The following is a 13,254-nucleotide window of genomic DNA, read 5'->3' on the forward strand; positions in this document are numbered from 1 at the left end:
CTTATCCTAGTTCGATAACCACTACCACAGATACAAATCGTTCCCTTTTAGCTTGAAAATCGCTTCGATGAAGTAATAATCGCCATAAATAATCGCGTGATGATGGTTTGCCGAATGATAGGCCGCTGAACCGTATTGAACCAAGCTATCACTGTCTGTTGTCCAATTGATTCGGGAGCTATCCAACGTTTGGAGCATCTTCAACGCAGCACCCAGATACAGATCCTTTTCATGCTCGCCTACAACTTTCGCAATTTCAATCAGACCGCATGCTGCAATTGCTGCAGCCGTATCATCCTCGCGTATCGGTTCTTTCGGCTGCCGGAAATCAACTGGAATCACGCCATCCGTAGGAATATTCGCGATAAAATAGTTGGCAATCCGTTTAGCGGTCTGCAAATACTCTTCCTTTTGCGTATGAATATAGCTCATCATGTACCCGTACAACGCCCAGGTCTGGCCTCTCGTCCAGGAAGAGCCTTCTTCATAGCCTTGCCCCCCATATGTGCGAACAACACCGCCTTCAAATGGATCAAATTCCACGATATGGTTAACAGACCCATCCGGGCGTACAAACGCTGTCATGCACGTATCTGCATGCTTTATTGCGATTTGCTTAAACCGCGGATCGCCGGTTTCTTCCGAAGCCCAGTACAGCAGTGGAATATTGAACATGCAGTCAATGATCGCCCAGCCTCTTGTATCGGAGCCCTCCAAATCGTTCCAAGCACGAATAAAGCCGCCTGCCAAATTAAAGCGACCTGCGAGCAGAACAGCGGCATGCAGCGCTCTTTTACGAGATTCCGGATTTTGAGTCACTTTATAATTCGCCACACTTGTCGGCAACCACATAAAGCCGACATCATGATGCAGTCCGTAAAATTCTTCAAAACAACGATCTAATTCTTTTTCGGAGATTTGTGCGATTTCTTTATATTTGTCGTTGCCGGTTTCGTGATGCATGAGCCACATCATGCCGCCCCAGAAACCATTGGTCCACCAGTTAATTTCGTCTGTTTCTGTACCTGTTGGATTGTCCACGATGCGATTATCATGGGTTCCGTTAATGGTCGTATACGGAATCTTATGTTTAGACTTTTCGCTAACCCAGTCCATTTTCAATTTTATTTTGCCAATCACATTCTCCAGCCAAATTTGATCTTGTGCCTCAAGCATGCTCATTTCTCCTACCCCTTAAAATTGATTTATTTGGATATGAATTAATCATACCACTAGGTCATGTACAGTTTTTTATGCAAAATATGCGGTTTTTTTAGCAATATCCTAAACTATTCTGTTAGTTTGTCATACATCCAATCATACGACAGTCTCCCGCTAATCTCATGAGCACCAGGGAAAAGATCTGTTGCCAAATTATCTGCCTTTCCAACACTCGTATAAGCAGCTCGAATTGCTTCGACTGCTTTTATAAATCCTTCTTTAGGAAAAATAAGATCATCCAACCCTGACTCCAGAAACAGCGGTCTAGGCGCAATTAAGCTAATCAGTTCCGGTAGTTCGGCATGATTTAGAATACCTGGGGTATAGTTACACAGACAGTGGTGAACTGCAAGAATACTTTCCTTGAACGTGTTCGGAAAGCCTGCTAGCACAGTTGCTCGTAACCGTTTGTCTAGGACGGAAGCAATGAAAGCTATCAAGCTACCTCCTGAGAAACCCATGATTCCAATATGTTCTGGATCTACTTCCTCCAAACCACTAAAGTAATCTAAAGTACATAAAGCCTCTTGAACACGAAGTCCTGTCAACGTCTTACCAACCATTAACAATTGTGCAGCCATCGTATAACAAGAGCTAGGAGCATTAGGGTCTTCCTTTAAGTCTGACTGTAACCTTCTCTCTCCAAATCCGACGACATCTGGTGCAATCACGACCATGCCACGATGAACCAATTCGAGGGCAAAGTTACGATAAATGCCAGGCTGACCTTCATCCCACGAGCCGTCTGGATGCATGCCCAAGATTTGTCTACTTCCATATCCGTGACCGTGAACGGCCATCACACCTGGCAGTTTTCTCTTCTCAAATCCTTTCGGCACTAATACATAAGCAGGAAAAGTTAATCCTGGCGTGGCAGAGAGTTCTACCCGCTTTCTTATATAAGTACCACAGTCTATTTCTTCTAAAAGCACTGGCGTATGATTTTCGTTCTTCTCAAAAGTACCGATGGAGCGCACTAAAACTTCTCTTAACCGTACTTTCCGATCGTCGTCCGCTTGGATATTATGATCTTGCCCGTGGTTCATCCTTGATTTCTCATATTCGGATGCTAGAAAATGATCCGCATACCACATAAGTACATCCTCCTCACTAAATTCCATAATCTTTTTATAGTCAAATTTCCAACTAGACTTAAGTGAGCACTAAAAAAGCAGTCATAGAGGCATTTCCTCTTGACTGCTTTTTTAGTTATCAGGAGCTTAGCCTTTGGTCGCACCCGCAGCAATCCCTTTGACAAAGTATTTCTGCAGCGCGATGAACGCAATTAAGACAGGAATAATTGAAATCGCGGTACCTGCGAATACCATATCCCATTGGGAAGCATATTCGCCGACGAAGCCGAAGATTTCAACAATCATCGTCTTAGGTTTATCCGAAGGTAATACTAAGCTCGGCATCAGGAAGTCGTTCCAAATGCCGAGACCGTTCAGCACGACCAAGCTCGCTGTGCACGGCCCGAGCAGTGGGAATACGATCCGCCAGAAAATGCCGTATTTGGAGCAACCGTCGATCTCAGCCGCTTCCTCAATTTCACGTGGCACCCCTTTGAGAAAACTTGTATAAAGCAGCACGCCGAATCCGACTGAACCTGAGATGTAGATGAGAATTGGCCCACTCAAGTTACCGTAAAAGCCCATCATTTTTATTTCTTTAAACAAAGGAATCATATAGACTTGGAACGGAATCATCATACCAGCAAGAAAGTAGACATAAACCATATTCGTCCATCTTTTATTCGTCCGTTCAATGGCGTACGCCGCCATGGGGATGATCGCAATCATCGCAATAATCGAGCTCAATGTTAATATGATGGAGTTGACCATCGCTCTTGGGAAATCTGTTTTGGTCCACAGATACACGAAGCTGTCCACGTACCAGCTGGTTGGAAATGAGATCGCGTCTCGCAGAATGGCTCCATTGCTTTTGAAGGCGGAAATCAAGCTGAAATAGATCGGGAAGAAGAAGATAATGGCAAGGACCAGCGTCAGGACAAAGAGGAGAATCTCCAGTATGCTTTTCTGTCTTCTCATCTTATAACTGCACCTCCCTGCTGCGAAGCAGCTTAATTTGAATGAGTGATACGATTAGAATCAGAATAAAGAGAACAAGTGATAATGCGGTTCCGAATCCTTGCCGCAATTCGCCAAATCCGACTTTATAAATAATGTAAGTCAGTGTTTCTGTTGCAAAACCAGGTCCTCCGTCCGTCATGACGGCGATCTGATCAAATATTTTGAGGGACGCAATCATCGATAACATCATGCACACCGTAAAGGCACCTGCCAGGAGCGGAAACGTGATGTGGCGGAATTGCTGCCAGCGGTTCGCACCGTCAATACTAGCCGCTTCTGATAGCTCTGGCGGAATACCCTGCAACCCAGCCAAATAAATAATCATATAATAGCCGGCGCCTTTCCATACCGTTGCGAAAATGATAGCGATCAATGCGTAATCCGGATTTCCAAGCCAATCAACCTTTAAGAAGGAAAGATGCAGATTATCGAGTAATTGCGTAACTACACCAAAGTTGTAATTCAGAATAATCGTCCAGACAAATCCCATAACAATCCCGCTGAGTAGCGTTGGAAAGTAAAAAATACTGCGAAACAAGTTACGGAGCCATTTCACCTGATCGACCAGCATCGCCAGTAACAAAGCAACGGCATTTTCTATAATAACTAGGACAACTGACAATATTAACGTATTTTTCAGCGCATTATGTACGCGCTCGCTGTGCCACATCTCTACGAAGTTATCGAAACCAATGAAACGAATATCAGGACTAACACCGTCCCAGGAAGTAAAGCTAAGGTAGATACTGCTCGCTGTCGGTACCATAACGAATAAGGTGTAGAGGATCAGAGCAGGAATAAGAAACACGACAGAAAAGGTTAGCCATTTTCTTTTTCTCTTTACAGGCTGTATGGTGTTCATTCTCTTATGCCTCCTATTGAATGTTCAAGGCAGTAGCAGGAAAACCTCCGCAAGTGACGCAGAGGTTCTCCGTTTGCAGCCTTTTTGTTTGTTATTTTTTCATTGCCTTCACTTCAGTGTCCCACTCAGCATCCGCTTTTTTCAAGTAATCAGCACTGAAATCGCCTTTTACTAACCAATCTTGAACGGATTTGTAGAACCAGTTACGGAATTGCGGCGGGATTTGGTTAGCTCCCCAGAAGTTGTTGATTTGAAGCGATTTTTTCACATTTGGATCCGCCATCATCGTTAGCACTTCTTGCAATTGAGGTGAAGCATCATAGGTCATTTTTTCTTTCGTTGATGGAATTGCACTTGCTACTTTCAGGTATTTCGGGTATTGCTCTTTGCTGAAGAAGAATTTGATGAAATCCGAGATTGCAGCTGTTTTATCTGCATCTTTCGCTGCATTTGCTGACAGGGACCAACCTGCAGGTTGAGCAAGACCCACAACGTTTACAGCACCTTTTTGATCCGGTACCGGGTACCATCCGAAATCAAATTTCGGATCCGCTTGTGCGATCGTTGGGAACATCCAAGGACCGGAGTACAAGCTTGCTGCTTTGCCTGTTACGAGCATGGAAGCCGTTTGATTATCCGCCGTACTCATGTACCCTTTATCTACGTAACCTTTAGTGAACAGATCTGTCATCAGTTGCATCGCTTTCGCTGGACCTGCATCTGTAAAGCTCACTTTACCTTCAGAACGTTTAGCGTTCCAATCTGCATCATTGATGAACACTTCATCAATCAAGAATTTATTGACCCAGAAGCCCCAGTGGAAAATATCTTTACCGCCGACAACAATCGGTGAAATCCCTTTTGCTTTCAGTTTTTCTTGAGCCGCGATGAAATCTGCATACGTTTTAGGCTCTTCAGTAATGCCTGCATCCGCGTAAGCTTTCTTGCTATAGATAATCCCTTGCGGTGCAGGTAGCGAGATTGGCGCATTGTATACTTTGCCATTTACTTGTGGCACGCTTTCAAACAAACCTTGTAGATCTTTAGGAAGTTCAGCCAGCTTGCCAGCGTCCGCGAACAATTGTGTATCACGCATTTCGACAAGATCCGGGAATTCGCCAACTGCATCTTTCGTTTTCAAAAAGTCTAGATAAGCAGCTGTTGTTGTTTCACTCAAATCTTTGATTTTAACGTTCGGATTTGCTTTCGTGTAAGCAGCAATGGAATCAACCACAGCTTGTTTGGTCGCTGGATCGCCAGTTGCATAAATGACGCTGAATGTTACGTCTTTCTTCGGAGCCGTCGTCGCTGCAGCTGTGCCAGCCGGAGTGGCGCTTGAAGTTGAAGTTGCGGAATCACTGTTGTTACCGCAGCCTGCTACAATGAGTGCTAATGCTGTCGATCCAACGAGTACTTTAGAAAAAGTTTTGACCATGTTTAAAAGTAACCTCCCTTTAATATCTAGCTTCTTGTGAACAACTCATGCTGTATGCTTTCTCGACTCATCAGGTGCTGTTCTGTTCCTGATTTAAGACTAACATACGACAAAATCGTTTAGAATGAAGTTTTTTAAGGTCGATATGCATGAATTTAAGAAGGTGTGAACGAATGCTATGGAGATCATCTATATGAAAAACAGCTTCCGCCAACGCTTCAAAACGAAGCTAAGCAGAAGCTGTTCCCCAGAACATGTCGAATTCTTGACTAGTTACCCTTGATTTGACTCTTATATTCTTGCGGAAGTTTGCCATAACTTTTCTTAAACATATCGCTGAATTGCCTTGGATTATGATAGCCTACCTGCTCTGCAATTTCATAAACGAGCAGATCCGTTTGCAAAAGTAATCGGACGGCATTTTTCATCCGGATGTTTGTGACGTACTGCTTAAAATTTTCATGCGTGTGCTTCTTAAAGAAGCTGCTAAAATAATACGGATTCATAAACACTTGGGAAGCCATGCTTTCCAGTGTGATATTTTCGCTATAGTGCTCCTCGATGTAGTCCTTAATAATCTTCATCTGCTGCGCTTCGCGGCTACCGCCTGCGGTGCTTACTTGTTCCAGTATGTCCAAAATGCGATCAGATATGAAATCTGTGAGATCATTAAAACGGTAAAATTGATGCATCTGCTGTTGCCAGTCTTTGCGCAGCTCCCGCGAAATCTGAAGGTCAATCCCGACAGTCGACATCTCCTCCATTAAGTCGGTCAGCAAGGCATAAACGATTAATACAGCTGATTCTTTGCGGCCATTGGCATTGGTTGCTGCATGCTCAAAGAAGCTCCCCAACAGATCCTGCACTTGCTGCTTTTCCTTTGCGATGACCGCTTTAATCACAGCCTGTTTGGCATCTGTCAAGAGGTGTTCTGAGCCTCCATGCTGTGCATTCTGTGACCAGGACAGAATCGTCCCTTCATTCTCAAAATAGCTATAGTTCATCGTTTCAACTGCCGACATATAGGATTGCCTTAGTTCTTGCAGGCTGCGGGCCGGCCTACCGATACATATCGTTACAATAATTTTAAGAAAATATGAAATCTTATCCCGCATTTCGCTCGCGAGATGCTGCAAATCATCCTCTATGCGCATGTGGTTCACGATAACGCATAAATTTTCGCCTTTTCGAATGACGAGACCGCTGCCATACTGCTGGATCATCTCATCTACCAAATTGGATACTGCAAACACTAATAAACGCTTCTCATGCTCCCCCCATCTGCCATCCTGTAACTGTACATGAGCAAGCTCCACATACAGCACGCTGAAACATGAAGCCGTAAACTGCGTGTTCAAGGCCTGAAGCTTACGTTGCGCTTCCTCCCACCGAATATCCCCCTGAGTAAGCCTATCAAACAGCTCTTCGAGTTGCGTCTTCTTATCTTTTTGCTCATAAACGGCCAGCTTACCTTTGGAGGATTGATCCTCATTCGCTTCCTTCAGCTGTGTCATCGCTTTGTCTACTGCCTCGAGCAGCAGACTCTTCTCAATCGGCTTCACCAAATAATCGACCGCACCGAAGGCTAACGCATCCTTGGCATAGGAAAACTCCTGATACGCACTGACGAAAATAATTTTCGTATGCAACTGCCGCCTTTGCACTTCTTTCATGACATCGATGCCTGATCCGTCCGGCATACTAATATCCGTGATGACGAGATCAGGCTGTTTGAGTTCAATCTGCTCCATCAAACCTCTACCCGTCATCGCCTCACCGACGATCGTAATACCTAGCTCTTCCCATGGAATGAGCTTTTTTAACCCTTTGATAATAATCGGTTCATCATCAGCTAGAATGGCGTTCAACACGGACGCTCACCTCTTTCGTTAACGGAATGACTAGACGGACGGTAGTACCAATATGTTGGCTGCTGTTGATCTCTACACCAAAACCGTGCCCATACAGTCCCACGATGCGTTCATGGACATTAATTAGCCCTATACTGCTCCCTATATCTAGCGAGCTGCCCTTAGCCAACTTTAATCGAACTCGTTCAAGTGTATCTTCACTCATCCCTACACCATCGTCGTCCACCGTGACACTAAGTAGGTTATCCGGCAGCTTTTCAATTGAAATGCGAATGGTACCCTTCCCTGACTTTGGCATAATACCATGATAAATGGCGTTTTCTACGATCGGCTGCAGGGACAGCTTCGGAATCGCACAGTCCATTAAGTCCGCATCGAACCGGAAGTCTAAACCCAGCCTATGCTCGCCGTACCTGATAACCATCAATTGAAAGTATTGCTCCACATTGGTTTTCTCTGACATGATTGTAACGGTTTCTTCACCGTAATCGAGCACATACTTGAGCTGATGGGATAATGACAAAATCATATCACCTACCTCATTCGCATCTTCCGCAACAGCACTCATCCGAATCACTTCCAACGTATTGTACAAATAATGCGGCCTGATCTGGCTTTTCAATGCGTTCAGCTCAGTTTGCTTCTGCTTAATCTGCGCAACATACACCACGTCAATGTATTCCTTCAGGCGTCCCACCATTTTATTAAAGCCGTGGGAAAGAAGCCCCAACTCATCCGCTGTCTTTACGGTCACATTTGTATCGAAATTACCCGACTCCACCTTCGACATTTCTCGCGTAATACTTCGAATCGGATTGGAGAAGCGATTCGAGAACCAAACCGCAACCACGATCAACGAAAGGATACACAGGCCAATGACAATCGTAATCGTCCGTAAGAGCTGTTCGACCTTGAGAAACATTTCTTTTTTATAAAACTCACCGACAATTTTGATATTATTCTCAGCTGTAGCCTGTTGCAGATGCAAGAAATCATCCGACATATTCTCATGGAAAAGAGTACCAATTAGCTCCAGTTGATTACTGTAAAGGATAATCCCCTGATCATCTACCACATAGACGGTATCTTGTTTATTCAGGACCATTTGTTTAAAGATTTCAGTAAACGCGTCAAGTCCTACGTCCATGTAAAAGGTACCAACAATATCACCTTCTACCTTGGAAGAGCCCAGTACATCAGTAAGGTTACGGCCAAACGTCATCACTGGATCCGTAGCCCCAAGAAAATAATCCTGCTTGTGTGTCGGAAAAAAGCTGAGTCCGTTACGATTGAGTTTCGTCTGCTCTTTCCATTCGACCTTTGGATATGCATATTGGTAATCCAGAGCAACATTGTTCTTAGACAGGCTTTCATAAGTCCCGTTAGGCAGAACAAAAAAGACACTTTGCAAATTACGTTCTGTATATAACACCGTTTGTAAGAAATCGTTAATTGTCATCGTCAATCGGATGTCTTTTTCCTTGCTTTGCGCTGCAATGGCTTGCCCCAACTGACCATAGAGACCGCCAACTCCGTAGGAGTACATGAGTTTGGAAATATTGTTGTATTTGACGAACATATCGTCCACATTTCGACTCGCAAACAGTAGCATTTGCTCATAGTTATTCGTCGCATAACGCTCCATGAATCCGCTGAACGTCTGCAGAGAAATATAACTAAGAATGAGCAGCGGGATAAGACCTACCGAAATGAATGAGAGTGTAAATTTGGCAAAAATGCTTTTGTGCAGCCGAAAAGGGTTCGATGCCATCTGTGAGCCGCCTCATGCTTTCGTTTTAGAATATGTCTATTCTAACAGAAATCACACACTAAACGAGCGATGATATTTCATGTGGATGTGCGCTTTTTTAAGATATAAGAAACAACGCCACCCTTACGGATGTCGTTGTCAAAAGAAGCCGCACTTATTTTTGGACCTGATCAACAGGAAAATAAACCGTATACGTCTCATCCTTGATTTCATAGAGAGGAATAAAGCGTATTCCAATGTCTTGTCCCTTCGTTCGATAGTAACCCACATTCCACCAGCTGTGATTTCTTTCGCGGTCTGCTACGAGCATGGTCTCTGGCGACGTAGGGTTACCAATTAATCTATGTTCACGTTCAATTAACCCCGCCAAAACAATCGGGCCATCCATAAAGGCTACCATGTCTTCGGCGCCAGGAAGTGGCTCGGTTGTTAATGACTTAGGAAACTCAATCTGTACGATATCCCCATTGCTCCATGTTTTACGAATCCCAATGAAAGATTGAGGTCTTACTGGATCACTCATTTGGACGCCATTCACGTAAATAATGGGCTCATCTTTCACCCATCTTGGGACTCTAAGTTTTAATGTAAATTCAGCATCCTTGTCACAAGTAACTGTCAAACTATACTTAAATCGATCAGGTCGATGTACAGGAATTGGTGGCATATCAATTTTTGTTATTGCCGTCATTCCCGTTACATTCCAATTATTCAAAGGATAGACACCATATTGCCCGTCCTGCTTAAGATTAATGGTAATTGCTGCATCCACTAGTTTCATATGAACTTCAGATGGCAGCCACTGGCACACAGCCACTCCTTCCTTATACTCCATGAAAATCTGCTGCTCATAAGAGGCATTCGCTTGAATAAGCGTACCATGGCAGCACCAAAAGTGCTGTGTAGGGGAGCCCCACTTCTTATGACTCCCTGCGCCGATACCTAGAAAATACGAAATCATGCCTGTTTCTCCATGCTGATGAGCAAGAACTCCGTTATAGAATCTTCTCTCCCAATAGTCAGCATATTGTGGTTCTCCTGTCCATCTGAGCAGCACATGAGCAAGTCGCATCATGTTGTAATTCACACAATGTTCCTGTCCAACTCCCATCCTTTCCACCATCTGACCGGGCGGCACCCATAATTCACCATCATCTCCAGCCCCCGTACAGTAATATCCTCTATCCGTAACCGCGCATGCCCAGAACGCCTCCACGACCTCTCGAAAACGTTCTTCTCCCGTTACTTCCCACGCTCTAGCAGCTCCCAAAATTTCAGGAATCTGCGTATTCGCATGCTTATTCGTCAATACATCTTGTCCTGTCAACAATGCGTCAAAAAAACGACGGCGATCGTAACGATGGATTAAATCGAGATGTGTTTCTTCACGAGTTACACCATATAGATCTGCCCATACTTCTAACATGCCACCTGTTTCTAAATCAAGGAGGTCATCCATTTGTTCTTGGCTAAACTGCCCCGTCCAGCGGTAAAACCAAGAAGCTAAACCGCGCATTAAATCGAGCGCTTTTTTATTTTGAACCATTGAATACATGTCGTATAGCCCCATCAAAAGCTTATGAATCGTGTAATGAGGTGCCCAGACATACGTTCCTTTGGCGATTCTATTCATGTAAGACTCTGGGAAAGCAGCAAGCCATTCCCCTCCATTAGCCTCCTGACAACGCGCCAATTCTTGGACGATGTAATCCGCTTTTGCTTTAACCAGCAAATCTTCGGTTTGCGCATAAATGCGGGCTGCTGCAGACAGCCAATGCCCCATCATATGTCCTCTCAACTCACAAGTCGGTGATTCCCATCCCCAATGCCAATGTTCGGGTCCGTCCATACTCGTCGTAGTCGCGCTTGTCGTCCCCCCATTTCCACTGTAACTCCACAATCCTGCTTCCAGATAGAAATTACGAAGTAGATTTTCATTCGTTAAGCTTAAGACATACTTTTTATTTAGCTCGAAACGAACCGTAAGCGGACCCGCGGATAGTTTAACACTTCCTGCCTGATAATCTTTCATTTTAGTTATATTCAATGAGATACCTCCATTTTTTTGTATCTTAAGAATATTTTAAACCGCAATAAATATTGATAAGAATGCACAAAACAATATTTTACATATACTTTCTTTGGGTATATTCTAAATACAAGTAATGTAAGGGGGCATACAAGATAGATCCATTAGTTTATTTAACTGGTGATCGGTTTCCCATGATAAGGGATATTGGGTGGAATCAAGTTAACGAGGTGTATACGCATCACGATCGCATATTAGACTTTGATGTATTCGTATTTGTGACTCAGGGGAGCATGCAGATCGTTGAGGAAACTGCGGAATATATCATTAATGAGAAGGAACACTTGTTTCTGAAAAAAGGACTTCATCATTGGGGACGCCCTGAAACGTTGCCAGGAACTTCATGGTATTGGATTCACTTTAATTCACCTGTACATGACTACTCTTCCTATAAAGAGCACTCCCCTCTACCCGAGATCGACTTCTTTTATCCTGATCACTATGCCTATCGATTCCCGATGCCAAAGCATGGAACTTCGCCTTTTCATCGAACCTTAGAAAACAGATTACAAATGTTAGTGGAGCATTTTGGAAATACCAAGGAACATGGTATGGTCCAACTAAGCATTCAGGTGTATCAGTTGTTTTTGGAACTTCACAAAGCAACGAAGGAACATAGCCAATCTACAAGAAATTTAGGCAAAGGGAAAGCTATCGCTGGGCGAGTTATGACTTTTCTTAAACAGCATATCGACGAGGATTTTGATTCTACCAAACTAAGCAGCCATCTGAATTTAAACTACAGTTACGTATCAGCAACCTTTAAAACTCAAACAGGACTAAGCATTATTGAAGCGCATACGAAATTAAGAATAAACAAAGCGATCGATTGGATGCGAAACACTTCTCTCAATGTATCTGAGATTAGCGAGAGACTAGGATATAGGAATCCTTACTATTTCAGCCGCGTCTTTAAGAAAGTAATAGGGGAATCTCCTTCTTCTTATATGAGTAATTTCTACAAGAATACGTAGGGTCAATAACCCCATCCTCAAACGAGAATGGGGTTGCTTTTTATTTTTAGTACAACTTAAGAAGCCTAGCGCCATGTGACGGTACCGAATGGGAATGTTGGAGTAGGAATTCGCGAGTGTATAACCGAACCGTGGCGTGCGCCCCGGGGCAGCCTCATTACATCTCCGATAGGCTCCCACTTTTCCAAATCGCGAGATCGATAAGCGCCATAGTATTGTTCTTGAAAACCGTCAACAAGCAGAATCCACTCCCTACTCCCATCCCGCTCGACCGCATATAATGTCGGTCCTTCCGTCAGCGCAGGAGTGATCAAGTCCGAAATCCGCTTCACTTCAGGACGGTCGCTATCCTGCTTGGTTAGATAACAAAAACGTATAGCCTTATAATCAGTCCCTCTTTCATTCGTACCCCGTTCATCCTTGAAAAACATGACATATTGATCTCCGATATCCGTCACATTCGCATCAATGACATTATAGCCAGGGTCAAAAAATGGCTTGGCTTCCATAAATGTTTTGAAATCCTTTGTTGTGGTCGACCAGATGCGGTGATTCCGCGGTCCCGCTCCAACAGTTGAAGACCAAATGATTCTGTAGCTATCGGCTACCGTGTCAAAAAAGATTTCCGGAGCCCATGTATTCTGGGTCTCCGGCAGATGCTCCATCACCGGGATCAGCTTTTCATCCTCCCAGTGAGCGAGATCCTTCGAGCGCGCATATCCGATACTGCGGCTCTTCCAGCCATCCGTCCAAATGAGATGAAAGACTCCTTGCCCATCCTGCCAAATGAAAGGATCACGCATTTGACCCGTACCGACACTGGAAGTATATACGGGATGACCGCCGTTTAGTTCTCTCCACGCATAACCGTCTACACTCATGGCAAGAAAGAGACTCTCCTGCACTTCCTTAAAATAGCTGAAAAGATACATCCAATT

General features: G+C 44.1%; 10 protein-coding genes. 1 reads left to right on the top strand and 9 read right to left on the bottom strand.

The features are described 5' to 3' along the window. Positions 1 to 21: 21 nt before the first annotated feature. The 8 genes from AC58VC_RS05695 to AC58VC_RS05730 all read right to left on the bottom strand — a co-directional run bounded on the left by AC58VC_RS05695 (position 22) and on the right by AC58VC_RS05730 (position 11,300). Entirely contained in the window at positions 22 to 1,176 is a 1,155-nt protein-coding gene (locus AC58VC_RS05695) for a glycoside hydrolase family protein (RefSeq protein ID WP_497367838.1), read from the bottom strand. Between the two features lie 113 nt (positions 1,177 to 1,289). After that, entirely contained in the window at positions 1,290 to 2,315 is a 1,026-nt protein-coding gene (locus AC58VC_RS05700; RefSeq protein WP_497367839.1) for a dienelactone hydrolase family protein, read from the bottom strand. Positions 2,316 to 2,441: 126 nt separating this feature from the next. Next, positions 2,442 to 3,272 carry a carbohydrate ABC transporter permease gene (locus AC58VC_RS05705; RefSeq protein WP_497367840.1) on the bottom strand — a complete coding sequence of 277 codons (831 nt, stop codon included), beginning with the start codon at positions 3,270 to 3,272 and terminating at the stop codon, positions 2,442 to 2,444. Position 3,273: 1 nt separating this feature from the next. Then, positions 3,274 to 4,176: a carbohydrate ABC transporter permease gene (locus tag AC58VC_RS05710; RefSeq protein ID WP_497367841.1), complete on the bottom strand. Its 903-nt coding sequence runs from the start codon at positions 4,174 to 4,176 to the stop codon at positions 3,274 to 3,276. Between the two features lie 91 nt (positions 4,177 to 4,267). Beyond that, positions 4,268 to 5,611, bottom strand: a complete 1,344-nt coding sequence (locus AC58VC_RS05715; protein WP_497367842.1) for an ABC transporter substrate-binding protein — start codon at positions 5,609 to 5,611, stop codon at positions 4,268 to 4,270. A gap of 269 nt (positions 5,612 to 5,880) precedes the next feature. Next, complete coding sequence (locus AC58VC_RS05720; protein WP_497367843.1) at positions 5,881 to 7,482, bottom strand: response regulator; 1,602 nt, start codon at positions 7,480 to 7,482, stop codon at positions 5,881 to 5,883. Further along, positions 7,460 to 9,253, bottom strand: coding sequence for a cache domain-containing sensor histidine kinase (locus AC58VC_RS05725; RefSeq protein WP_497367844.1), 1,794 nt, complete (start codon positions 9,251 to 9,253; stop codon positions 7,460 to 7,462). The genes AC58VC_RS05720 and AC58VC_RS05725 overlap by 23 nt, the downstream gene beginning before the upstream one ends. Positions 9,254 to 9,407: 154 nt before the next feature. Continuing rightward, complete coding sequence (locus AC58VC_RS05730) at positions 9,408 to 11,300, bottom strand: beta-L-arabinofuranosidase domain-containing protein (protein WP_497367845.1); 1,893 nt, start codon at positions 11,298 to 11,300, stop codon at positions 9,408 to 9,410. A gap of 176 nt (positions 11,301 to 11,476) precedes the next feature. On the opposite strand from AC58VC_RS05730, the gene AC58VC_RS05735 reads away from it, so the two are divergent. After that, on the top strand, positions 11,477 to 12,316 hold the full coding sequence (locus AC58VC_RS05735; RefSeq protein ID WP_497367846.1) for a helix-turn-helix domain-containing protein: 840 nt from the start codon (positions 11,477 to 11,479) through the stop codon (positions 12,314 to 12,316). Positions 12,317 to 12,381: 65 nt separating this feature from the next. On the opposite strand, the gene AC58VC_RS05740 is transcribed toward AC58VC_RS05735, so the two are convergent. Then, the gene (locus AC58VC_RS05740; RefSeq protein WP_497367847.1) at positions 12,382 to 13,248 is read right to left on the bottom strand and encodes a glycoside hydrolase family 43 protein; all 867 of its coding nucleotides are present in this window, start codon (positions 13,246 to 13,248) and stop codon (positions 12,382 to 12,384) included. Between the last annotated feature and the right edge of the window lie 6 nt (positions 13,249 to 13,254).

The sequence above is a fragment of the Paenibacillus sp. J22R67 genome (assembly GCF_059692175.1).

Bases quoted from the DNA above. Each gene is read 5' to 3' on its own strand.
- AC58VC_RS05695 (WP_497367838.1), bottom strand. From the start codon at position 1,176: ATGCTTGAGGCACAAGATCAAATTTGGCTGGAGAATGTGATTGGCAAA.
- AC58VC_RS05740 (WP_497367847.1), bottom strand. From the start codon at position 13,248: ATGTATCTTTTCAGCTATTTTAAGGAAGTGCAGGAGAGTCTCTTTCTT.
- AC58VC_RS05735 (WP_497367846.1), top strand. From the start codon at position 11,477: ATGATAAGGGATATTGGGTGGAATCAAGTTAACGAGGTGTATACGCAT.
- AC58VC_RS05715 (WP_497367842.1), bottom strand. From the start codon at position 5,611: ATGGTCAAAACTTTTTCTAAAGTACTCGTTGGATCGACAGCATTAGCA.
- AC58VC_RS05710 (WP_497367841.1), bottom strand. From the start codon at position 4,176: ATGAACACCATACAGCCTGTAAAGAGAAAAAGAAAATGGCTAACCTTT.
- AC58VC_RS05705 (WP_497367840.1), bottom strand. From the start codon at position 3,272: ATGAGAAGACAGAAAAGCATACTGGAGATTCTCCTCTTTGTCCTGACG.
- AC58VC_RS05700 (WP_497367839.1), bottom strand. From the start codon at position 2,315: ATGTGGTATGCGGATCATTTTCTAGCATCCGAATATGAGAAATCAAGG.
- AC58VC_RS05725 (WP_497367844.1), bottom strand. From the start codon at position 9,253: ATGGCATCGAACCCTTTTCGGCTGCACAAAAGCATTTTTGCCAAATTT.